The sequence below is a fragment of the Streptomyces sp. NPDC030820 genome, from assembly GCF_055572075.1.
In genome coordinates, this window is the sequence record NZ_JBVIEB010000025.1 from 1 (window position 1) to 21,472 (window position 21,472).

General features: G+C 69.3%; 25 protein-coding genes, 3 pseudogenes and 1 riboswitch. Of the genes and pseudogenes, 14 read left to right on the forward strand and 14 right to left on the reverse strand.

The features are described from left to right. Positions 1–509: DJ-1/PfpI family protein (locus tag ACZ418_RS40410; protein ID WP_468373230.1), on the reverse strand; the 509-nt coding region annotated here is incomplete at its 3' end. A 127-nt stretch (positions 510–636) separates the two neighbouring features. Here ACZ418_RS40410 and ACZ418_RS40415 point away from each other — a divergent pair. Further along, complete coding sequence (locus ACZ418_RS40415) at positions 637–1,419, forward strand: dienelactone hydrolase family protein (protein ID WP_468373233.1); 783 nt, start codon at positions 637–639, stop codon at positions 1,417–1,419. A gap of 196 nt (positions 1,420–1,615) precedes the next feature. On the opposite strand, the pseudogene ACZ418_RS40420 reads toward ACZ418_RS40415, so the two are convergent. Further along, positions 1,616–1,949 (reverse strand): annotated as a pseudogene (locus ACZ418_RS40420) (IS110 family transposase); the annotation flags it as partial. A 118-nt stretch (positions 1,950–2,067) separates the two neighbouring features. Here ACZ418_RS40420 and ACZ418_RS40425 point away from each other — a divergent pair. Both ACZ418_RS40425 and ACZ418_RS40430 read left to right on the forward strand, forming a co-directional pair. Further along, positions 2,068–3,264: an NAD(P)/FAD-dependent oxidoreductase gene (locus ACZ418_RS40425; protein ID WP_468373236.1), complete on the forward strand. Its 1,197-nt coding sequence runs from the start codon at positions 2,068–2,070 to the stop codon at positions 3,262–3,264. A 487-nt stretch (positions 3,265–3,751) separates the two neighbouring features. Further along, entirely contained in the window at positions 3,752–3,943 is a 192-nt protein-coding gene (locus ACZ418_RS40430) for a hypothetical protein (RefSeq protein ID WP_468373238.1), read from the forward strand. A 374-nt stretch (positions 3,944–4,317) separates the two neighbouring features. On the opposite strand, the gene ACZ418_RS40435 is transcribed toward ACZ418_RS40430, so the two are convergent. Further along, positions 4,318–4,980 carry a response regulator transcription factor gene (locus ACZ418_RS40435; protein ID WP_468373242.1) on the reverse strand — a complete coding sequence of 221 codons (663 nt, stop codon included), beginning with the start codon at positions 4,978–4,980 and terminating at the stop codon, positions 4,318–4,320. 14 nt (positions 4,981–4,994) lie between these two features. Then, positions 4,995–6,149 carry a sensor histidine kinase gene (locus ACZ418_RS40440; protein ID WP_468373411.1) on the reverse strand — a complete coding sequence of 385 codons (1,155 nt, stop codon included), beginning with the start codon at positions 6,147–6,149 and terminating at the stop codon, positions 4,995–4,997. A gap of 122 nt (positions 6,150–6,271) precedes the next feature. On the opposite strand from ACZ418_RS40440, the gene ACZ418_RS40445 reads away from it, so the two are divergent. The 4 genes and pseudogenes from ACZ418_RS40445 to ACZ418_RS40460 all read left to right on the forward strand — a co-directional run bounded on the left by ACZ418_RS40445 (position 6,272) and on the right by ACZ418_RS40460 (position 9,743). Then, a complete protein-coding gene (locus ACZ418_RS40445; RefSeq protein WP_468373245.1) occupies positions 6,272–7,192 on the forward strand; it encodes an ABC transporter ATP-binding protein in 921 nt (306 codons plus the stop codon). Positions 7,193–7,194: 2 nt separating this feature from the next. Beyond that, a complete protein-coding gene (locus ACZ418_RS40450; RefSeq protein WP_468373247.1) occupies positions 7,195–7,917 on the forward strand; it encodes an ABC transporter permease in 723 nt (240 codons plus the stop codon). Between the two features lie 282 nt (positions 7,918–8,199). Beyond that, positions 8,200–8,963, forward strand: a pseudogene (gene istB / locus ACZ418_RS40455) (IS21-like element helper ATPase IstB); the annotation flags it as partial. 342 nt (positions 8,964–9,305) lie between these two features. Beyond that, positions 9,306–9,743, forward strand: a complete 438-nt coding sequence (locus ACZ418_RS40460; protein WP_468373250.1) for a hypothetical protein — start codon at positions 9,306–9,308, stop codon at positions 9,741–9,743. An 85-nt stretch (positions 9,744–9,828) separates the two neighbouring features. Here ACZ418_RS40460 and ACZ418_RS40465 read toward each other — a convergent pair whose 3' ends face one another. Then, complete coding sequence (locus ACZ418_RS40465) at positions 9,829–10,554, reverse strand: dienelactone hydrolase family protein (protein WP_468373252.1); 726 nt, start codon at positions 10,552–10,554, stop codon at positions 9,829–9,831. Between the two features lie 225 nt (positions 10,555–10,779). Here ACZ418_RS40465 and ACZ418_RS40470 point away from each other — a divergent pair, with 225 nt between their 5' ends. From ACZ418_RS40470 to ACZ418_RS40480, 3 genes are all read left to right on the forward strand, one after another. Then, positions 10,780–11,676 carry a recombinase family protein gene (locus tag ACZ418_RS40470; RefSeq protein WP_468373254.1) on the forward strand — a complete coding sequence of 299 codons (897 nt, stop codon included), beginning with the start codon at positions 10,780–10,782 and terminating at the stop codon, positions 11,674–11,676. Between the two features lie 5 nt (positions 11,677–11,681). Continuing rightward, the gene (locus ACZ418_RS40475; protein WP_468373257.1) at positions 11,682–11,840 is read left to right on the forward strand and encodes a hypothetical protein; all 159 of its coding nucleotides are present in this window, start codon (positions 11,682–11,684) and stop codon (positions 11,838–11,840) included. A 163-nt stretch (positions 11,841–12,003) separates the two neighbouring features. Next, complete coding sequence (locus tag ACZ418_RS40480; RefSeq protein ID WP_468373260.1) at positions 12,004–12,396, forward strand: hypothetical protein; 393 nt, start codon at positions 12,004–12,006, stop codon at positions 12,394–12,396. Positions 12,397–12,742: 346 nt separating this feature from the next. Here the strand turns inward: ACZ418_RS40480 and ACZ418_RS40485 are convergent, their stop codons facing one another. Next, positions 12,743–12,961, reverse strand: coding sequence for a helix-turn-helix transcriptional regulator (locus ACZ418_RS40485; protein WP_351811225.1), 219 nt, complete (start codon positions 12,959–12,961; stop codon positions 12,743–12,745). A 9-nt stretch (positions 12,962–12,970) separates the two neighbouring features. After that, complete coding sequence (locus tag ACZ418_RS40490; protein WP_450987212.1) at positions 12,971–13,378, reverse strand: hypothetical protein; 408 nt, start codon at positions 13,376–13,378, stop codon at positions 12,971–12,973. 345 nt (positions 13,379–13,723) lie between these two features. On the opposite strand from ACZ418_RS40490, the gene ACZ418_RS40495 reads away from it, so the two are divergent. Further along, complete coding sequence (locus tag ACZ418_RS40495; protein ID WP_468373263.1) at positions 13,724–14,500, forward strand: alpha/beta hydrolase family protein; 777 nt, start codon at positions 13,724–13,726, stop codon at positions 14,498–14,500. Here ACZ418_RS40495 and ACZ418_RS40500 read toward each other — a convergent pair. The 4 genes from ACZ418_RS40500 to ACZ418_RS40515 form a co-directional block, all read right to left on the reverse strand. Continuing rightward, a complete protein-coding gene (locus ACZ418_RS40500; RefSeq protein ID WP_468373265.1) occupies positions 14,490–14,714 on the reverse strand; it encodes a VOC family protein in 225 nt (74 codons plus the stop codon). The genes ACZ418_RS40495 and ACZ418_RS40500 overlap by 11 nt on opposite strands. Before the next feature lie 24 nt (positions 14,715–14,738). Next, entirely contained in the window at positions 14,739–14,888 is a 150-nt protein-coding gene (locus tag ACZ418_RS40505; protein ID WP_468373268.1) for a VOC family protein, read from the reverse strand. A 94-nt stretch (positions 14,889–14,982) separates the two neighbouring features. After that, positions 14,983–15,639, reverse strand: coding sequence for a 3,4-dihydroxy-2-butanone-4-phosphate synthase (gene ribB / locus ACZ418_RS40510; RefSeq protein WP_468373270.1), 657 nt, complete (start codon positions 15,637–15,639; stop codon positions 14,983–14,985). A 249-nt stretch (positions 15,640–15,888) separates the two neighbouring features. Then, a riboswitch (FMN riboswitch) is annotated at positions 15,889–16,019 on the reverse strand. A 196-nt stretch (positions 16,020–16,215) separates the two neighbouring features. Further along, a complete protein-coding gene (locus ACZ418_RS40515) occupies positions 16,216–17,118 on the reverse strand; it encodes an FG-GAP repeat domain-containing protein (RefSeq protein WP_468373272.1) in 903 nt (300 codons plus the stop codon). A 703-nt stretch (positions 17,119–17,821) separates the two neighbouring features. Between ACZ418_RS40515 and ACZ418_RS40520 the strand changes: the two genes are divergently transcribed. The 3 genes and pseudogenes from ACZ418_RS40520 to ACZ418_RS40530 form a co-directional block, all read left to right on the forward strand. Further along, complete coding sequence (locus ACZ418_RS40520; protein ID WP_468373274.1) at positions 17,822–18,145, forward strand: hypothetical protein; 324 nt, start codon at positions 17,822–17,824, stop codon at positions 18,143–18,145. 474 nt (positions 18,146–18,619) lie between these two features. Further along, a complete protein-coding gene (locus tag ACZ418_RS40525) occupies positions 18,620–19,495 on the forward strand; it encodes a PhzF family phenazine biosynthesis protein (RefSeq protein ID WP_468373277.1) in 876 nt (291 codons plus the stop codon). Between the two features lie 77 nt (positions 19,496–19,572). Then, positions 19,573–19,895: pseudogene (locus tag ACZ418_RS40530) on the forward strand (transposase); the annotation flags it as partial. 31 nt (positions 19,896–19,926) lie between these two features. Here the strand turns inward: ACZ418_RS40530 and ACZ418_RS40535 are convergent. From ACZ418_RS40535 to ACZ418_RS40545, 3 genes are all read right to left on the reverse strand, one after another. Next, entirely contained in the window at positions 19,927–20,472 is a 546-nt protein-coding gene (locus ACZ418_RS40535) for a hypothetical protein (protein WP_468373279.1), read from the reverse strand. 200 nt (positions 20,473–20,672) lie between these two features. Further along, positions 20,673–20,822, reverse strand: a complete 150-nt coding sequence (locus ACZ418_RS40540; RefSeq protein WP_468373281.1) for a hypothetical protein — start codon at positions 20,820–20,822, stop codon at positions 20,673–20,675. A gap of 86 nt (positions 20,823–20,908) precedes the next feature. After that, positions 20,909–21,442, reverse strand: coding sequence for a hypothetical protein (locus tag ACZ418_RS40545; protein ID WP_468373283.1), 534 nt, complete (start codon positions 21,440–21,442; stop codon positions 20,909–20,911). Positions 21,443–21,472 lie beyond the last annotated feature (30 nt).

A 21,472-nucleotide genomic window follows, 5' to 3' on the forward strand; every position in this document is an offset into this window, starting at 1 on the left:
GCACTGAAGGCGGCGGTCGTCGTCACACCGCGATCGGTGACCACCAGATGCTCGGGGCGCACCTTCACATTGGCGTACCGACGGGCGAACCGGTCCGCGAACAGCCAGGACGTCGTCGCCTCGCGCCCGTCGAGCAGGCCCGCCTCGGCGACGAGGAAGGCACCGACACAGATCGACACGACAGCGATACCGGAGGCTGCCTGCGACCGAATCGCCGCTACTTCGGGCCGCAGGTTCGCGAGGGTGGCGTCGAGATCGAGGCTGGGCGACAGCTCGAAACCCGGCACGATCAGGACGTCGACGGGGCGCAGCGCCGAGACCTCGATGGCCGAGCCGCCGGAGGCAACCACCCGCCGCCGCGGCGAGACGACGGACACCTCATACGGCGGTCGGTCCGACCCGTGCGCCGCCGCGATGTGATCGGCCATGGCCAGCAGATCGGGGATCCCGAACACCTCCGAGCCGAAGCAGCCGGGATACGCCAGCACACCCAGGCGCAGCGGGTTCATGATTCCTCCGGCTCCGCGGGGTTGGCGATATCGCCGCACTTTGTGGCGATGTCGCCGCTTCTCGTGGGAGCAGTGTCGCACCACACTCTCGATCATGACAACGATGCGAACACGGCGCGACGACCCCTTGGACGACTTCTCCCGGAGAGTTGTCAGCGTCGATGACGTCAGCAAGACCGTGTACGTTGCCGGGACAGGACCCGGCGTCATCCTGATGCCCGAGATGCCTGGCATCAGCCCCGACGTCGCGCGGTTGGCACGCTGGGTACGCGATGCCGGTTTCTGCGTCTACCTGCCCTCTCTCTTCGGTGTCGACGGCGCCTACCCGACCACCGAGGCAGGCGAGGCTGTCGTGCGGCGCGCATGCGTCAGCGCCGAGTTCCGGGCGTTCGCCGGGGGCGGCACCAGTCCCGTCGTGGCGTGGCTGCGCGGCCTCGCGCGGATCGCGCACGCGGAGTGCGGTGGGCCGGGCGTCGGCGCGGTCGGGCTGTGCTTCACCGGCAACTTCGCGTTGACCATGGCACTCGAACCGGCCGTCATCGCCCCGGTCGTCAACCATCCCTCGCTGCCGCTCGACGACCCCGGAGGACTGGAGATCGCAGACGAGGACGCAGTTGCCCTCGCCGAACGCATCGAACGAGACGGATTGAAGGTGCTCGGCTACCGCTTCGACAACGACCGGTGGTGCACGGGCCAGCGGTTCGCGGCCTACCAAGCACTACTCGGCGAAGCGTTCGACGGACGCGTCCTTCCCGGAGATGCAGCGAACACGAACCCTCCGCCCTTCTTCCGCGACGTCGTCGGGTGCGCCCACAGCGTCGTCACGGCACATCTCGTGGACGAGCAGGGTCACCCGACGGTACGTGCCCGTGATGAGATCATCGCTTTCCTCACGGAGCAGCTCAGATGATGAGGCGCGAGCCACGCCGGAACACTCTGCCTGAGCCGGCCTGACTAGCCCGCAGGCCGGGCGTCGGCCGCCGTCACCCATGCACTGCACCGATGTCCCCGCCGACGTGGCCGACCTGGACTTCTCCCACACCGACGCCGCACGGCTGACCACAAGCGGACCAGCGCGCCTGCCGGCCCGGTTCACCCCAGCGAGGGCGCTGCCGGGCGGTTTCGGCGAGGACGTGGGTGTCACCTGCGTCGGTCTTGTCCTCACCCGGCAGGCCCCGGACATGCGGCTGACCGTGCGGCTGGGCAGGGCGGAGGACGTGCCGGCCATGATTACGGCCCAGTGGCACTCACGGCCAGGCCCAGGATCCGAGCGCCGTCAGGATTGCCGAGTCGTCGTTGTCGATCTTCTTCGACCAGAGGGTCACCCGTCTCGTCGACCACCGCCGCCCAGTGGTGGCACATGCCAGCGTCGGTGTTAGCCCTGAACTGGTCCACCCCGCCGTCATTTCCGTGGACAGCAGACCGCACAAGGCGCGACATCCCCATCAGCAGCGGTGCCCTGGAGAACCGAAGGGCCACTCCTTCGGAGCCACATCGGGCAAGCCGCCCACAGCCACATCCGGCCCTCCCAGGCCGCGTGACAACTTACGGAGACACCATGACTGAGAGCACCAATGTGGTCGTGATCGGCGGCGGATACGCCGGCGTCATGGCGGCCAATCGCCTGACGCAGCGCCACGACGTGACCGTGACTCTGATCAACCCGCGCCCGGTCTTCGTCGAGCGGATCCGCCTGCACCAACTGGTGGCCGGATCCCACGACGCGCTGGTCGACTACACACAAGTCCTGGGCAGCGGTATCCGGCTGGTGGTCGACACTGTGACACGGATTGACGCGTCCGAGCGCAGCGTGACGTTGGCGACCGGGGGCACGGTCGGCTACGACTACCTGGTCTACGCAGTGGGTAGTGGCAGCGCCGCCCCGCGTGTGCGGGGAGCGGCCGAGTTCGCCTACCCGATTGCCAGCCTGGAGGAGGCGGAGCGGTTGCGGCCAGTCGTCGATGCAGCGCCGGCAGCGGCCGCGATGACGGTTGTCGGAGCCGGTCCGACCGGCATCGAGACCGCCGCCGAACTGGCGGAGGAGGGCTACGCCGTGACCCTGGTCTGCGGCGAGGTGCTCGGCCCCTACCTTCACCCTCGAGGTCGGCGCTCGGTTGCCAAGCGGCTGGGCAAACTCGGTGTGACCGTGCTCGAAGGCCCCGACGCGACGGTGACGGCTGTGGCTCGCGATGTCGTGCAGCTCAGTGGCGGCCGCGAGCTGCCGAGCAAGGTGACCATCTGGACCGCCGGATTCGGCGTGCCGGACCTGGCCGGCCGCAGCGGGCTGAGCGCCGACGCCTTGGGCCGTCTGCTCACGGACGAGACGTTGACGAGCGTGGATGACATGCGCATCGTCGCGGCCGGTGATTCGGCGGCACCGTCGGACCTGCCGTTTCGGATGAGCTGCCAGGCCGCGATTCCTCTGGGCGCACATGCCGCTGACACGGTGCTCAGCCGGATCGCGGGTGAGCAACCCGCGCCCATCAACCTGGGGTTCATTGGCCAGTGCATCAGCCTGGGCCGTCGCGCCGGCATGTTCCAGTTCGCCTACAAGGACGACACCGCGAAGAGGTACTACCTCAGCGGCCGCCCTGGCGCGAAGCTCAAGGAGTTCGTTTGCAAGCACACCGTCAAGCAACTGGCGGACGAGACACGCAAGCCCGGCTCGCACAACTGGGCCAAGGACGACAGGCGCCGGCAGTTGCTGCAGGCCAAACGTGGCGAGGCGCCGGCCACCGCTGAACGATCGGCCTAGCTGTGCGGCTGGCGGACGCCTATGTCAGTGGGTCTTCGGCTTTCTGTCATAGGCGTTCGTAGGGGGCGCCCCGGTCACCGCAGCTGGAGCAGGCCGACGTCTTCCACGTCGTGGCCACCACCCGACATGACACGTCACCCGCTGGTCGATCGACCACCCCGTCCAGGACCTGTTTGACGGTCTGCCCGCGGAAGTAGAAGCGCCGCTCCGGCGGCCAGGGGCTCATGGCCTGCGCGTCTACGACTGGTCACGCATCCCGGTACGCATATCCAATGCCCGCCTACGACATGTACTCCTTCAGAGTCACCGACGACAGCGCCCAGTCGTTCGTGTGCAGGAGAGAACGGCACGTCAGCGCGGCCGGACTAGTCATGGCGTTCAATTCCGGCGAGCTTTCCGGGAGGTCTCGACGACGCGGCTCCCGGCAGCGCCGGGCTGCAACTCTTCGACACGCCCGTGGTAGACAACCCAGGTCCTGGCCCGAGCCGTGGCCCGCCTCCACACCGCGGTCGTCGACAACGCACCCCCCTTGGTCATCGAGGAGCGCCTCACCGCCGCCGTGCTGGCCCTGTCCCGCGGCGCCGCAACGCGTCCGGCAGGTCTGCCGGACCTGCAGGGCCAGGTGGACATGGCCGCCATAGCACGGGCCCGCAGTCTGCTGCGGGAACGCTTCGCCTAGAACATCGCGCCCTGACGAGCTGGCCCGGTTTGCCGGATGCAGTCGCTGCGTCATCGCCCCGGACCCCAACAGCCCCCGAAAGCGTCGCAGTTCCAACCAGCGACGCCGCCCCTCCACCGCGGCTGCCCACGGACGGGCCAACTCCTCAACGAACGACGCAAGATGAGCCATCGAGACGCCCGTGAACAACGGATGCGCCAACACCGCCCGATCGACCATGCCCCTCACCACACGAGCATGCCCACCCGCTATCACGCACCAACTCGTTAACCCAAGGGCAGCAACCGCCCCCACGACCCGACGCACCCTCAGCCAGCCATCACTCGAACAACTTGACAACGCCCCGGGCGCCCCGGCCCTGTGCCCTTGCCGGATCAGCCCGGCGCCACGAACCCCGACTCGTACGCCGCGATCACCGCCTGCGTCCGGTCCCGTGCGCCCAGCTTCGCCAGGACGGCGCTCACGTGCGACTTCACGGTCTCGGTGCCGACGACGAGGCGGGCGGCGATCTCCGCGTTGGACATCCCGCGCGCCATCAGCCGCAGCACCTCGGCCTCCCGCTCGGTCAGCCGGGCCCGCTCCAACACCGCGCGCGCCGCCCGGTTCCCGCCTCCGTCGGCGTACTGCGCGGCCAGCTGCCGCACGGAGGCCGGGAACAGAAGCGACTCTCCCTCGGCGACCAGCCGCACGGCGTGCACGATCTCGGCGGGCCGGGCCCGCTTGAGCAGGAACCCGTCGGCGCCCGCGCGCAGTGCCTCGTACACGTACTCGTCGTTCTCGAACGTCGTCACCACGAGGATCTTCGGCGGCTCGTCGACGGTCTTCAGCACCGCGCGCGTCGCCCCGATCCCGTCCAGGAGCGGCATGCGGACGTCCATGGCGACGACGTCCGGCCGCAGCTGCCGCACCAGCGGGATCACCGCGGCTCCGTCGGCCGCCTCCCCGACCACCTCGATGTCGGGCTGCGCTTCCAGGACGGCCCTCAGACCGGCGCGTACGAGAGGTTCGTCGTCGACAAGGAGAACGGTGACCGGCATCCGGTCATCGTAGATCAGCGCAGCGGCAGTTCGGCGTGCACCTGCCAGTCGCCCTCGTGCGGACCGGTCTGCGCACGCCCGCCGAGCAGGGCCGCCCGCTCGCGTATGCCGCGCAGGCCGCTGCCCCGGCCCGGGCCGGGTGTGGCCGCGTTCAGCGGATTACGCACCTCCAGGTCGAGGCTGCCACCGCCGACCGTGACGCGGACCCGGACGGGCACCGCGCCCGCGTGCCGCAACACGTTCGTCAGCGCCTCCTGGAGGATGCGGTACCCCTCGCGGGACACCGGACCCGGCACCGTCTCCAACGCTCCGCTCACCTCGGCGTCGACCTTCGCGCCGGACGCGCGCGCGGACTCCAGCAGCCGATCGGCTTCGGCCAGCGTCGGCCTGCTGCTCACCGGCCGCTGCGACTCGCGCAGGATGCCGAGCACCCGCTCCAGGTCCTCCAGGGCCGCACGGCCGGTCTCCTCGATGGCGTCCAGGGCCCGGTCGGTGAACTCCGGATCGCCGGCCGCGCGCGCCGCGCCGGCCTGGACCACCGCGACCGTCAGGGCGTGCCCGATCGAGTCGTGCAGCTCGCGCGCGATGCGGTTGCGCTCCAGGAGCTGCTCCGTGCGCTCTTCCATGGCCGCCAGCCGCTCCGCGGCCGAGGGGCCGAGCAGCTGCCTGGCGACGGCGGTGACCAGCTCGCCCAGGCCGACGACGACGGCGTAGAGCGCGACCAGGGGGAGCGGGATCAGGAGGGCGTACGCCCAGTGGGGCTGCGCCTGCCCCAGGACCGGGATCTCGGCGGGCACGTGTCCGAAGGCGATCCGGCCCAGCTCAAAGGCGATCAGCGGCAGCCACACGCAGGCGAACATGGCCGGCACCCCGAGGGCCATGCGCACCTCCAGCCACAGCATGGTGCGCCCCCGGTCCCGCCAGGTCGCCGAGGGAGCCACGGAGATCCCCGACTCCGGTTCGCCCGGCGTGAGCAGCAGCCGCGCCTGCACGCCCTCGCCCATCCGCACCGCCGGGATCAGACCCACGGGAAGCAGCAGGAGCGCGGGCACCCACGGCCTCGACATGTCGATGAACAGCCACACGCTGACGATCAGCATCGGCACCCACAGGTGCAGCAAGCGCGTGTACGTCGTCCCCCGGAGCAGCGGACGGAGGAAGCGGGCCATTCCGACGTCGTCCATTCCGTCATCGTGACAGGCGCCACTGACAACGGACCTCCCCCGCGCGGGGGAGACGATCTCCACCGGCGGGGGAGGAGCCAAACACCGCGAACGGCCAGGCTGTTGCCATGACCAGCATCGACGTACGAGACCTCACCAAGGAGTACGGCACGCGACGGGCCGTGGACCACCTCACCTTCAGCGTCCGTCCCGGCCGCGTCACCGGCTTCCTCGGCCCCAACGGCGCCGGAAAATCCACCACCATGCGGCTTGCCCTCGGCCTGGACCGGCCTACGTTCGGGACCGCCACGGTCGGCGGCCGCCCCTACGCCACGCTCACCGAACCCCTGCGCCACGTGGGCGCCCTGCTTGACGCGCAGGCCGCGCACGGTTCCCGCACCGGCCGCGACCATCTGCGGGCCCTGGCGACGAGCAACCGCATCCCGCTCCGCCGCGTCGACGAGGTACTGGAGGAGGCGGGCCTCGCTCCGGCGGCGCGGCGCCGGGTAAAGACGTACTCGCTGGGCATGCGGCAACGGCTCGGCATCGCTGCCGCGCTCCTCGGCGACCCCGAGGTGGTCCTGCTCGACGAGCCCTCCAACGGCCTCGACCCCGAAGGCATCGTCTGGATCCGAGCGTTGTTGCGCCGACTGGCTGAGGAGGGCCGCACGGTCCTGGTCTCCAGCCATCTGATGAACGAGACCGCGTCCTTCGCCGACCATCTCGTCGTCCTCGGCCGCGGCCGCCTGCTGGCCGACACCCCGATGCGGGACTTCATCCACGCGCGCGTGCAGCCCCGCGTACGGATCCGCACGACCGACACCGACGCCCTCCGGAGCGCACTGGCCCGACACGGCCATGAAGCCGAGCAACACGAGGACGGGCACTGGACCGTGTCCCACGCGCGCGTGGACGACATCGGCCGCCTCGCGTCGGCAGCGGGCGTGCCGATCCTCGAACTGGCGGCGGAGGAGGGCACCTTGGAGGAGGCCTACCTCGATCTGACCGCGACCGAAGCCGAGTTCGCCGCACAGCCCCAGGAGGCCTGACCATGTCCTTCACGCCCGTGCTCCACTCCGAGTGGATCAAGATCCGTACGCTGCGGTCGCTGACCGGCAGCCTGGGCGCCGTCCTGCTCGCCACAACCGTCTTCTCCGCCCTCGCCTCGACGGACCCCGGCAGCAGCACCGGCGACCCCCTCTTCGCGGCATTCTTCGGCATCAGCTTGGGACAGGTCGCGGCGATTGCGTTCGGTGCGACGGCCGTCTCGTCGGAGTTCCAGGGCGGGGCGCTGCGGGTCTCGCTGGCGGCGGTGCCGCGGCGCGGGCGGTGGTTCGCGGCCAAGGCGACGGCGATCGCGGCACCGGTCCTGGCGGTCGGACTGCTCACCGGGTTCGTAAGCCTGGCGGTGGGGGAGGCGGTGCTCGGGTCCGCCGGTGACGGGATCACCTGGGCCCAGGGGGTGCGGGGCGCCGTGGGCTGTGGGATCTACCTGACCCTGATGGCGCTGTTCGCAGCCGGGCTGAGTGCCGTGCTGCGCAGCGGAGTCGCCACCCTGAGCATCCTCGTACCGTTCCTCCTGATCGTGTCCTTCGTGATCGGCGACATGTCGGGCGGCGTCGCCGACTTCCTGCCCGACCGCGCGGGCCAGGTGGTGCTCCACGGGACCCGGGACGGGACGCTGGGGCCCTGGAGCGGGCTCGCCGTGACTGCGCTCTGGACGGCGGCGGCACTGGGTGCGGGAGCGTGGAGCGTACGGCGCCGGGACGCATGACGGTGCGCCAACTGTCAGTGGCGAACGGGTCTACTTGACCTTGAGCATCGCGCAGCACATCACCCTCATCAACGGGCGCTGCCACGTTGTTGGGTGTGTAAGCGTCTGACGGTGCGTCGGGGCATGGTGGGCCCCGCGGTCCGGGCCTGTGTTCAGACCGAGGTGGGCCAGCCGCCAGTGCCGGTGATCTGGTCTGCCGACAGCCCGGGTGGCGTCCTCGAAGGAAGAACTGTTCCTGCTGATCCGCCGGGACTCGTGGCAGCAGGGGCTGTCGGTCCGTGAGTTGGCGCGCAATGCCGGGTCCTGCGGCTGCCAACGATGCGGGCCCAGTTCACCGCCTGCGCCGAGAGCGGGCACCTGTCCTACCGCGGGTTCCTCGCCGAGCTGCTGATGGCCGAGTGCGAGGACCGAGACCGCCGCCGCTCCGAGCGCCGCATCCGCGCGGCCGGCTTCCCACGCCCGAAGTGGCTCTCGGATTTCGACTACACGGCCAACCAGAACGTCACCCCAGCCCTGATCAACAACCTCGCCACCTGCGAATGGGTCAAGAAGGGCGAGCCGCTCTGCTTGATCGGCGACTCCGGCACCGGCAAGTCCCATCTGCTGATCGGCCTCGGTTCCGCCGCCGCGATGGCCGGATTCCGGGTCCGCTACGCGCTCGCCGCAAAGCTCGTCAACGAACTCGTCGAAGCCGCCGACGAGAAACAGCTGACAAGACCATCGCCCGTTACGGGCGCGTCGATCTGCTGTGCATCGACGAACTGGGCTACCTCGAACTCGACTGTCGCGGAGCCGAGATGCTGTTCCAGGTTCTGACCGAACGCGAGGAGAAAAACAGCGTGGCCATCGCCTCGAACGAATCGTTCGGAGGCTGGACCAAGACGTTCACCGACCCCCGGCTCTGCGCGGCCATCGTCGACCGACTCACCTTCAACGGCACCATCATCGAGACCGGCACCGAGTCCTACCGCCTCGCCCAGACCAAGGCCAAGCAGGAGCAGACGAAGAAGCAGCCGCCCCGAGGCCAGCTGGCCGGTGGAAGCTAATCTCCGCTGCCCCGGGCCCGGCGGTCCAGGAACTCAATCAGCCGTGTTTCAGAACGTGCAAGCCTCTCCCGTTGTTCGCCAGGAAGCGAAGCGAGGGCGTCGACCAGAACCCGCTTTCGCGGGACGTGCACCATGTTGCCGGAGTAAATGCGGCAACTGGAACACCAGGCAAGTCCGATGCACCGCTCGAACATGGACGACTCGGGCGGATGGCATCGGTACTGGTACGAGCGGACAGGCGTTTTGCAGGCGGCACAGACCCGGCGGTCCCCGTCGGAGACCGCGTCCCAGTTTCCGACCTTGCGCCAGTGCTGCCGCCCGGTCGGTGCTCTTCAAGTCGTCATGCCCAGCATTCTCTCCCACAGCGAGTCGCCCAGCACAGCCGTCCCGGCGAAGGTGGGGCCGGAGCAGACCGGAAGCCGGGGCCACTTCAAGCCGGAAGAATCGCCGCACCAGCCCCGAAGTGGGGCCAGTTCGGGCCGGAAAAGTGGGGCCAGTTCAGACCACGCCACGGCGTTCCTCGCTGCGCAGGCCGTGCTGGTGACGAACTACTACGAGCTGATCAACGGCAAGTCGGTGTTCGGCGTCGTCGGTGACGGACGCGAGCCGATCGATCTGGGAATCGTCGTCGACGACGCGCACGCCGCGCTGGTCACGACGGAGGACCAGTTCCGGCTCCGGTCGGTCCGGCGAAGCAGACGCCTCGTCGGACCGACCGAAGGGTGCGTGGACGTCCCGATCTCGGGCAGAGAGCGCGTCGTCAACGTCCTGCGCCTCTGAAGGGGTAGGACCGGATACGCCAGAGACCTGCCGTGGTGACGGGTAGGCGCTGGTCAGCAGGGCGTCCTATCTTGGACTGACCAGATCACTCTGTTACGGGCAAGCACTCGGCGAGCAGGTCGACGACGTCGCGCCAGGCTCGCTGCGCGTGCCGTGGGTGGTAGCCGACGCCGGGGACCACGGGCTGGTCGACCGGCGGGTGGTGGAAGGCGTGCAAGGCGCCGCCGTAGACCACGAGGCGCCAGTCGACGCCCGCCGCCTGCATCTCGGCGGTGAACGCGTCCCGTTGCGAGGGCGGCATGATCGGGTCTTCCGACCCGACCCCGGCCCACACCGGGCAGCGAATGCGCGCCGCCTCGCCCGGTCGGCCCGTGGTCAGTGCGTTGACTGTCCCGATTACGCGCAGGTTGACGCCGTCGCGCCCGAGTTCCAGCCCGATGGCGCCCCCGGTGCCGTAGCCGACAGCGGCGATCCGGTCAGGGTCGGTCCGCGGTTCGGCGCGCAACACATCGAGCGCCGCGTGGCCGATGCCCCGCATCCGGTCGGGGTCGGCGAGCAGAGGCATGCAACGGGCCAGCATCTGCTCGGGGTCGCCCAAATAGCGCCCGCCGTGGAGGTCGAAGGCCAGCACTACGTATCCCAGCTCGGCCAGTGCATCGGCCCGGCGGCGCTCAACGTCGCTGAGCCCCGGGCCCTCTGGTCCGAGCAACACCGCGGGCCGGCGGTCGACACCGACCGGGAGCGCGAAGTGCCCGACCATCGTCAGACCGTCGGCTAGGTACTCGACCGTGCGCGTTGTAATCGTCGCCATGAGACTGGACTGTAGTGATCGTCGAGCCCGGTCGGGCCGCTGTTCTGCCGCTGGCAGAACAGCGAGGGTTGCCCTCTCAAATCACCCCTCCGCGCCAGATACCGCTGAAGATTCGGCGCCGTGAATCTCTGAAGGTCACATACCACACCGCCCGCTTCATCATCGTGCCCGTGCTCCGCGAGGAACTCGACGTCCCGTGCCGGAGGACCGCGGCCCGGGGCGGCCGTGGAAGCCGGGCCCGCCCGTCGAGGCGGCGCCCGCCGCCGCAGCGTCCAAGCCGATCCGGATCGGGTACGCACGCTGCTCGACCGCCCAGCAGGAACTCCAGTCCAGCTCGACGCGCTCGAACCGGTCTGCAAGCGCATCTTCTCCGAGAAGATCTCCACCCGGGTCAAGACGCGGCCGGAGCTGGAGAAGGCGCTCAAGCTCGCGTACGACATCAAGGAGGCCGCCCCCGACCAGGAGGTCATCCTCACCGTCCACGAGCTCAAGCGCCTCGCCCGCAACGCCGCCGAGCTGATGACCCTGTCCGGCCAGCTCCAGGCCGCCGGCGTCCAGCTCGAACTCCTCACCGGCCCGCTCAGCGGCATCTACGACCCCAACGGCATGGGCGCGATGTTCTTCGCCGTCCTGGCCGCCGCCCAGATCGAGCGCAACTACATCCGCGAGAAGACCCTCGAAGGCCAGGTGACCGCCGCGGCCAAAGGCAACCACGGCGGGCGGCCCAAGGTCATCGACGACGACATGCTCCTCTTCGCCCGCGCGCTGAAGGACCGCGGCGTTCCCGTCCCCGAGATCGCGAAGAAGCTGACCATCAAGACGGGCAAGAACGCAGGCCAGCATCCCTCGGTGGCCTCGGTCTACCGCGCGCTCGCCGAAGCGGAGCAGGCCGAGGTACCGGTTGGGCCGGAGGTCATCGCCCTGCGTCGGCCGATGCAGGTGGACTTCACCGGACCCGGCAGCGGAACCGACCCCGAGCTGATGGAACGCCTCACCCGGCAGGTCCTCAACCCCGCTGCCGGCGACGTGGTGGACACGTTCGTTGAACACAGCGAGGACGGGACAGACGACGTCGTGGCGGCGCTGCCGGCGCAGGCCCGACACGAAGGGGAGGACGCGTGATCCCGATGCCGCACCGTACGAAGGGGCCCGGCGTACTCGGCGCCAGCCCCGAGCGGCCCATCGGGCCGTTCGGCCACTGGCCCGACCCCCAAGAGACCGGGGAAGAGGACGACACCACAGGCGCCAGTTCCAACGGCACGGCAGCACCGGCCGCCGGGCGGTAGCGCACGACGGCCCCCGACTGCCGGGCGTGGAGTCGGGGGCCGTCGCACCACGCGGGGACGTGCACGTGTCCCCCGGTGCAACGCGACCGCTCCTCGAAGGTCACGCGGATGCCCCCGCTGTCAGAACGCCCGGCATCCGCTCCGGACTGGCACGATGCTCCGCATGGAGCCGCTGCCGACGCCCTGCCCCGCCGATCTGATTCCCGACGCCACGGGCCAGGACGCGTTCAACGCCGCCTACAAGGCAGCGAGGAAGCAGCGTGCCGTCTTCGTCGCCATCGAGTGCCAGGCCGAACGGTGGACGGTCAAGGCCGACGCGCTCACCGCCCCGCAGCACGCCATCAGCGCCACGGTGTACGACGCCGTCCGCAACGCGGTCATCCGTCTGATCCGCTCCCGCGAGATCCGCCCCGACTCCTCCGCCGGACCGGTCTACTTCGTCCTGTACGACCTGGAGAACGAGGACAGGGCCCGCGAACTCGCCGCCGCACTTCACGCAGCCCTCTACGGCGACCTCGGCCCACTGGCCCAGGCCGTACCGGACACCCCGGCCTGACCAGTTGGGCCCGGGCGCTACCGGCCTTCCAAGTAGTCGGCGGCGCGGTCGGCCGCCTCCTCCAGCGACCTCCGACGGGCTGGCGGCCGGTCGCCCCGGCCCACACCGCTCAGATCGTCAGCGGCCCGCTGTGCCGCTTCCTCCCACGACAACCGCTGCGGTCCCCGCCTGCGGCGAGCCTCCCGCCGGCGCTCAAGGAATCGGGCCACCCAGCCCTGCCGCTGTACTGATGTTCCCCAAGGACGATCTTGGTCAAGCTGCGCTACTGCCCGCGATCGTCGTGCACGCCATACTCGTCCTGCACGACATCGAATCGAACCGCTATACCGGCTGAGAAGGCTCAATGTCAGGCGGGGTTGTCCGTCGTTTCCGTCCGGTCAGGACGGAAGATTTCCTCGATGGTCAGGCCGAAGACGTCGGCGATGGTGAACGCCAGGGGCAGGCTGGGATCGTACCGCTCGGTTTCGATGGCGTTGATGGCCTGCCGGGAGACTTGACACCGGTCGGCCAGGTCGGCCTGGCTCCACCGGCGAGCTGCACGCAGTTCGCGTAGTCGGTTCTTCACAACGCGCCGTCACCGGTTCAGGCGGGTACGCAGGTCCGCGATCGTCATCCAGATGGCCACGCCGCCGAGGAGGATCAATTGCGCGAGCTGATGGAGCTGGATGATGCCTGCGGCATCGAGCAGGGTGGCCACTTGCAGCCCCACGAGGACTGCGGCGAAGGCGATGGCCATGCTCTCCAACTGAATCCTGCGCAGGTATTCGTCCGCGCGCCGGAATGCCCGCAGCAGCACCCAGGCGATCGCGAGGGTGAAGACGGCGGTGGTCGCGATCCACCAGGCCTTCTGGGCGGTGCTCTGATGGGGGTTGCTGCCCAGCGCCAGGGCTATCACCCCCAAAGCGGACACGGGTATGCCGTCGATGAGTACAGCGCGGCGGGCCGCACGCGTCACATGGTCCTGCTGTACCTGCTTGGTCATGCGACGAATGTAAGGGGACCTTTCCATCGAGTCAAGCAACCTTGACTGGATGGAAAGGACACCTTACATTCTGGCCAGGTTGAACGAGAGACGGCTCCTGACCCGCCGAGCACTGCTCGGTACCGCCGTGGCGTCAGCCATCGCTTCCGTCCCGATAACCACCGCGGCATCCGCCCAGCCGCGACCCGTCGCGAACTCGCCGGTCGCCGCCAACCCCACGCCGACTCCGGTGCGGCTTACCCTGCCCGCACCAACCGGTCCGCACCCGCTGGGCACGATCTCGTTGCACCTGGTCGACCGGTCGCGCGTCGATCCCTGGCAGGATTCCCGCCCGGCAGGGAACTCATGATCCAGCTCTGGTACCCGGCACACGCCGCCCATCGCCACCCGCCCGCGCCGTGGATGTCACCCGGCGCCGTCCCCTTCTTCGAGCAGGAACAGGCCATCCCGCCCGGCACGCTGCTGCTGCCGACCACGCACGCCCACCTGGCCGCACCGGTGGACCACGTCCGGTGCGGGAGGCAGGTCGCCCTATACTCACCGGGCCTGCGCAGCGACCGCAGCCTCGGCACTGTTCTGATTGAGGAACTAGCCAGCCACGGCTACCTGGTCGTGGCCATCGACCACACCTACGACGCCGACCAAGTCGAGTTTCCCGGCGGCCGGGTGGAAACCTTCGCCATTACCGGCGACATCGACGATGCCCTGATCGCCAAGGCCCTCGCTGTCCGCACCGCGGACACCCGGTTCGTGCTGGACCAGCTCACCGCGCTCAACGCCGGACACAACACCGACGCCGGACGGCGAGCCCTGCCACCCACCCTCGCCGGCGCGTTCGACCTGTCCCGCGTCGGCATGCTCGGCCACTCCCTCGGCGGCGCCACAGCCGCCACAGCCATCCGCGCCGACCGGCGCCTGCGCGCCGGCGTCAACCTGGACGGCAGCCTCCTGCCACCCGTCACCGACGGCACCGACCGGCCATTCCTTCTCTTCGGCAGCGACCCCGGCCCAGGCCCGGAAGATCCCAGCCGGGATCAGTTCTGGACCAGCCAGCACGGCTGGAAACGCGCGACAGCCACTGCTGTCGGCGGTCACGTAATTGCCCACCTGCTCAGTCGGTAAGGGGCGTCAGGAAGATCCAGATGTGGCCGAACGGATCGCGGAGCATTGACTGGCGGGCGCCATAGGACATGTCGGCCGGTGGTGAGAGAAGCTCGGCGCCGGCTCTCACGGCCTGGGCGCTGAGGCCGTCGACGTCTGGCACGTAGACGTGCAGGGCAACGGACACTCCGACCGCTTCCGGGGGCGAGAACGGGGACACGGCGTCGCCGAGCATGAGCGTGGAACCATGGACGCCGATCTAGGCATGCACGATTCGCCCGTCATCTCCTTCGAGCCGGAAGTGCTCGGACGCTCCGAACGCGGCCTCGTAGAACTTGATCGCCTCGGCGGTCCCGTCGACCATGACGTGCGGGATGACGGCGTACTTGTACTGCGCGGGGATCTTCATGCACATCAACGTAGGTGTGCGTCGGCCATCAGGGCATCGGGCGAAGGTCTGGTCCTGCCTCTGACGAAAGATGCAGGACCAGACCGACGGGATGTCAGGACGGCTGTCCTGTGGAGGCCCGCGTCTGACGGTAGGCGGCCACGTCGCCTACCGAGATCAGAGTCAGCCCATCGCGCTCTGCCAACTGCTCCAGGTCGATGTGGCGGGCCATGGCCCAGTCGCGCCGGACGACCTCGCACATGGTGGTCACTCCGGACAGTCCCGCGAGCAGCGAGAGGTCCACGGCGGCCTCGGTGTGGCCGTCGCGCTCCAGCACTCCGCCGCGCGCCGCTCGCACCGGGAAGATGTGGCCGGGGCGCGCGAAGTCTCCTGGCCCTGCTGCCGGATCGGCGAGCGCCCGCAGAGTACGGGCGCGCTCTTCGGCGGGGATACCGGTGGTGCCTCCGGCGATCAGGTCCACGGACACGGTGAAGGCCGTGCCGTGCAGTCCGGAGTTGTCGTCCGCCATCTGCGGCAGGTCGAGGTCCGTGCACCGCTGATGGGGCAGTGCCGCGCACACCACCCCCGAGGTGTGGTCCAACAGATATGTCATCGCGGCCTTGTCCGTGTACTCGGCGGCCACCATCAGGTCGCCCTCGTTCTCGCGGGACTCGTCGTCGAAGACGATGACGAAGCCCCCGCGGCGAAAGGCATCGATTGCCTGCTCAACGCGGTGTAGCCGGTCTGTCGTGGTGTGAACTGCGATCGCCATGTGCTCTCCTGCGGTCGGGACCGCCCGGACCGGTGTGCATCCGGGCGATGCACTGATCTGCGAGAGAACGCGGCCATCCGGCAGGGCGCGTGCCTCAGCACGCGACGGCCTGCCGCAATGGACGGCGCACCATGCCGGTGGGAGTCGGCGGATGACGGCTCGCCCCCGTGCACGGACGCCGTTCCGGGGAAAGCGAGCACCAAGTCCCTCGGCAGGCACTCGATGCCGGTGCCGGGGGACAACGTGTCGCCGCGCACTGCCTTCCATCCGGACTTTCACCGTCGGTCCCGGAGTTCCACCAGGTCAACCAGCCGATGGCTTCGGCTGGGTCGCGGACTTTCACCGCCGGCTCGGAATTGCACCGACCCCGGAGCGCGCGAACACTCAGTGACGATCATTGCACAAACGGCTCGTGGTGCGGGCGTGTTCCGCGGCACAGCCATTTCGGTGCCGGTGCCCCGTCGCCTACCGGGACGAGGCTGGTGTGCTGCGCCGCCCAGGCAACCGGCACTCCGCGGAGCCGCACGAACGCTCTGGGATCCGCGCAGGGGATTGTGTCAGGCCCCTGGAGGGGCGTCAGAAGAGGTCGCGGTACTGGTTGAAACCCGTGCCCACCTTGACCCGGGACGTGAACGGCGCGGCCGCCTTGCCCGTCCCCTTGTACAGCCACAGGTTGCCCTTGGGGTCGCGGGCGAGCAGGTCGCTGTGGCCGTCGCCGTCGACGTCCCCCGTGGCCACCAGCTTGTTGAACTGGTTCCAGCCGGGACCCACCTTCAGACGGGACGCGAACGGCTTCCGCGGATCGCCGGTGCCCCTGTACAGCCAGAGGACGCCCTGCCTGTCACGGGCGACGATGTCCGGCTTGCTGTCACCGCTCAGGTCGCCCTGCCCGGTGATCTGAGTGAACTGATCGAAGCCGGACCCGACCTTGACGCGCGGTGCCAGGGAGCCGTCCGCCTTGGTCTGCAAGCGCCACAGGACGCCCTGCCTGTTGCGGGCGAGCAGGTCGGGGTGCTTGGCGCCGCCCAGAGTGCCGGGGGAGAGGACGACGTCGTACCGGCCCCAGCCGGTGGCCACCTTCTTGAGTCGCCCGTTGCGCCAGAGATTCAGCGTGCCGTCGTCCATGACGTGGTACGCGCCGTCCTGGTAGCCGGTCAGATCGGGGTCGATCGACACACCGAACCTGAAGTGCGGCCAGACGTACGCGCCCGACCGGTCGTCGAAGCCGCCCTTCCCGTCGGGCATGTAGACGTACATCTGGCCCGACGGCAGGATCCCGGAAAGGAAGAAGGACGGGGCGGCGGGGGTGGGCTTGTGCTGCCCGGCCGCGGCGGCGCTCCGGGCGACGTTCTTCGCCGGACCGGTCGTCGCAGGGGCATCGGCCAGGGCGGTGCCGGCGGTGGCGCCGACCAGGGCGACGGCGATCGCCGAGGTGACGAGACGCGACAGTGCGCGAACACGCCGGGAATACTGGGTCACGTATGACTCCATGAGGTATGCGGAATCAGGCGGTGCGCTCTGTTCAGGCGTGGGCAGCGCTCGCATCATTGTCCGGATCTTCGCACGTCTGTCCCAGTGGTTTTGTAGTGGGGTTCGGAATACGAAATTCCGCCCGGACGGCACCGTGGAAGTGCCCCCACCGCCTATGCGTTGCGGCCCTTTTCCGCGCTCTCGGAAATCAACCCGAGTGGGTCTCCGGGATTTCCTGGTGCCGTCTTGGTGAGGCTGATCAGGCCGGCCCCACGCCGCCCGAGGTCACCCCGGGCACGAGGGGGGACTCACGTACCCCTTCTACCTCGTCCACCAGAGCATCGGAATTCCCGTCGCCAAAGGCTTGATCCGGGCCTTTCCGAGGCTGGGGCTGCTGCCTTCCATGGCGGTGTCCGTCGGCTGCGTGCTGGGGCTGTCCCTGCTCATCCACACAACGGTGGAGCGTCGGCTCGGACGCCTGCTGAGGCATCGCCTGACGCTCGACCTGCAGTTTCAGGAACCCGCGGCGAGGCCGACTCCCGCCCGCACGCGGTAACTCCGGAACTCCCTCGATAAACGACCGCTACGTCTACCTCGGCACCGCCATCGTCGCGGCCCTCATCATCTGGCTCCGCACCTGATAGCTCCGGGAAAGTTCTAGGCGACCCCCTTCGGCAGCCAGGACCACACCCCCGTCGGTGACCTGCTGGTCATGGACCGGGTCGTCCTCGAGCCCGCATGGCGTGGGGCAGGCCCGGGTCCGGTGCTGGCACGCGCGGCCATCCGCCGCCTGTCGCAGGGCTGCACCGCGGTGGCGTGCGAGCCCGGATCCGCCGACGGCCTGGAGGAGAAGGTGCGCACCGCGCGCCGGCTCGGCAACCTGTGGGTGCTGTACCTGAACGAGAAGCAGGTCGCGTCGGTGGCCTACGCCTTCTACCTGCGCTCGGTGGGGGCTCCAGTGCTGAGGCCAACCGGTCCGCCAGGGAGTACGGCGCCGCCTTCCGCCCGGTCCGGTCCACAGCAGGCCTGCGGCTGACCCGACTGCGTTGAGCCGGGGCTTTGCCGGATTCGTTCCCCCCGTTCGAGCCTGGTCACGCGTACAGGCGTAGGACGTGCCGGGTGGCGTCACGGACTCATCGGGGTGGCACTCGTCTGGCGGCGTTGCGGTGCGGCGATTCGGTGAGGCGCAGCCGCTTGCCCGGGCGTGGGGTTCCTCTTGGTGGTGGTCTGGTCATGGCGGTGCTGTGGCTGGTCCCCGAGCCGGCTGTGGCACCGCCATCCGCGGGGGAGTGCTTGTCGACAGGCCTTGCCCTGCCATTCTCCCGTGTCGTGCCGCGGGCCGGAGGGCTGAGAACCCCCTTCGCGCCCGGTGTACCGGCGAGCGAGGCAGGCCCGGGTAGGGTCGCATCTGCTCGTCACTGGTTCCGGCCGGAGTGTGCTGCAGGCGATCAGGTCCTCGGTTCGGCTGGTGCCGTGAAATAGCCGCTGGCCGGCCATGGTTGCTCCAAGCATGACGACGAATGCGCCGCGGCCCGAGGTACTGCGATACACCGCCTTCTCCAGCGCCCCCGATGGCGGAAACCCGGCCGGCGTGGTCCTGGACGCCACCGGCCTGGACGACAGCGACATGCTCGCGATCGCCGCGGACCTTGGATACTCGGAATCCGCGTTCCTGACAGCGCCTCCAAAGGGCCTCGGCAGCCGGCAGGGGCGGGCGTACAGCATCCGCTACTTCAGCCCCAAGGCCGAGGTGCCGTTCTGCGGACACGCCACCGTTGCGACCGCCGTCGCACTCGCCGAGCGGATAGGCCCCGGGGAACTGGTATTCGCCACGCGCGCAGGCATCGTGCCGGTGGAGGTGGCAGAGGAGGGCGGCACGGTCAGGGCCACCCTCACCAGTGTCGAGCCGCACATAGAGGAGATCGCCGACGCCGACCTCACGGAGGCACTGGCCGCGCTCGGCTGGCCGGCCGCCGATCTCGACCCGGCATTCCCGCCCCGTGTGGCGTTCGCCGGTGCCCGCCATCTCGTTCTCGCGGCGGCGACGCGCGAGCGCCTGGCAGATCTCGCGTACGACTTCGCGCACCTGGAAGCCCTCATGCACCGCTTGGACCTGACCACGCTGCAGCTGGTGTGGCGGGAGTCGGCCACCGTCTTCCATGTCCGTGACCCGTTCCCCGTCGGCGGCGTCGTCGAGGACCCGGCAACCGGCGCTGCGGCCGCAGCTTTCGGTGCCTATGCCCGTGACCTCGGCCTGGTTCCCCAGGACGCCGTCCTCACCCTGCACCAGGGCGAAGACCTGGGCCGCCCTGGCGAACTCACGGTGACGCTGCGCGCGGGTGACCAGCGCGTCCGCGTCAGCGGCACAGGAACGCGCATCAGCTGACAAGCCCGCCGAAGATGGTGGTCGACCGGCATGGCGGAGCGGAAGGTGGACCAGGAGTTCACCAAGGAGTTGAGGCCCTGATCACCGCGGCGCACAGCCAGCTGGGAGGACCGATCGTCCTGATCTGGGACAACCTGAACACCCACCTGGCTGCTGGCATGAAAGAGTTCATCGCCGCTGAGGAGTGGCTCACCGTCTACCAGTTGCCCCCGTACGCGCCCGACCTCAACCCAGTCGAGGGCATCTGGTCGCTGTTGCGACGCGGCTTCCTGGCCAACGTCGCCTTCGCCGACCCGGACCACCTCGTGCGGACGGTCAGACGCGGCTTACGGAGATCCAGTACCGGCCGCAGCTCATCGACGGCTGTCTGGCCGCGACCGGGCTGGCCAGTTTGCCGTGATCTCGTCCGACCTTGGCCGGTGCTGGTCCCATCAGTGAAGGCCGCGTGGTCCGCGGGCGATGATCGGTGGGCCGCCGTCCTCTGGCAGGACAACTAGGAACCGCCAGACGTCGTGCTCAACGTTCGCCAATCCGATTGTCGCCGCGGATGCGAAAGCCTCGGCAGCGGGCCCGGCGCCGTCGGTCAGTTCATCGAGCCTTGCGTAGAACTTCGCCAGATCTGTGGAGCGGCCGTTGATCCACAAGCGGACATTCGCCCCAATACGAAGGGCGGCGAGCAACTCGTCACGCGTCGCGCCCTGAGCCGAGTCCAGGACTCGGCCGTGAAGGCGCTCCTGGACGCATGGCTGCGTCGGGGCGGTCTCAGCCTCCTGGCGGCACCGTCGGCACGACTGCAGGGCGTCGGGAACGAACAGATGCAAGTAGCGGGTGGTATACCGGGCCGAGATGCCGCATAGCGTCCCGCGCACGCCCACCGCGTGCTCGACACCGGGAACGTCGTTCACCTCGCAGGCGCCGAATCGGGCCGGCTCCCGCGCTGTTGCAAACGACCAGTCATCATTCGGGGCATCGATCACGCGGACGAGCATGCCACAGCCTTGGTCACCGACATCGCGAGTCCAACCTGAGTAGCCCAGCGGCGGCCGGTATCCGCTCCGGCTTGTCGGCGGCTACGTACGAGCGACGGCGTGGCCCCCTACACCGAACGCCAGGGGCCACGTCAAGGTGCCTGGGGGGGCGGTCCGCGCCGTGTCTCAGGCGCAGTACGTCATGTTGTTCAGAGGGCGTTGAGGGCGCCGTTCAGGAGGTTGGGGACGGCCTCCGGGGGTACGACGTGGAGAGCCACGTAGGTGAGGACCAGGGTCACGATCGCTGCGAGGGCCATCCGCACGATGCCGGTGACGTCGGCTTCCCGGGCCTTGTCCATACCCGCCACACGACGAGGGCGAGGACCAGCAGGGCCAGGAAGAGGATCAGGATCATGGTGGCTGTGTTCCTTCGACGAGAGGGTGTTCACCTCTCGGTCCCAGGCTCCGGCCCTACCGGCAAAGAAACTTGGGGAGTTTCTGTGATGCAGGTTGCCAGGGGAGCGGGGCGGCGCTGTGCAGCGCGGCGATGCTGCTCGGCGGCGAGCCGTTTGACCTTGCGCCGCACCCGCTCGCCAAAGGCTCCCGGGTCACAGACGCCGGCGACGGCCGCCGCCTCGGCCCAGGTGGTGCCCTCGCCCTCGGCGTACGCGAAGACGACCGCGAGTTCGGCCGGGGCGAGCCCGCGCAGCACGGCGCCGAGCCGCTCGTCCTCGAACACTCCGCCCGCGGTGTGGGTGAGCAGGTCGACGTCGGCGGCGACGAGGTCATACAGCGACAGCTCGCCAAGATCAGCGTCCAGGGAAAGCACCCGTCCGTGCCGGGTCCGGCGTCGCCACAATGGCACCAGCTGCCGGTGCACCGCGCGTGCTTCCGCCTTCAGAGCGCCGAGTGCGGTGGTCGGCAGGTAGCCGGTGCGCAGTAGAGGATCGCACCAGCCGCCGAGGATCGCGGTGGTCACGGCCTCCCGCCATCGCTCGCTGCGTGGTAG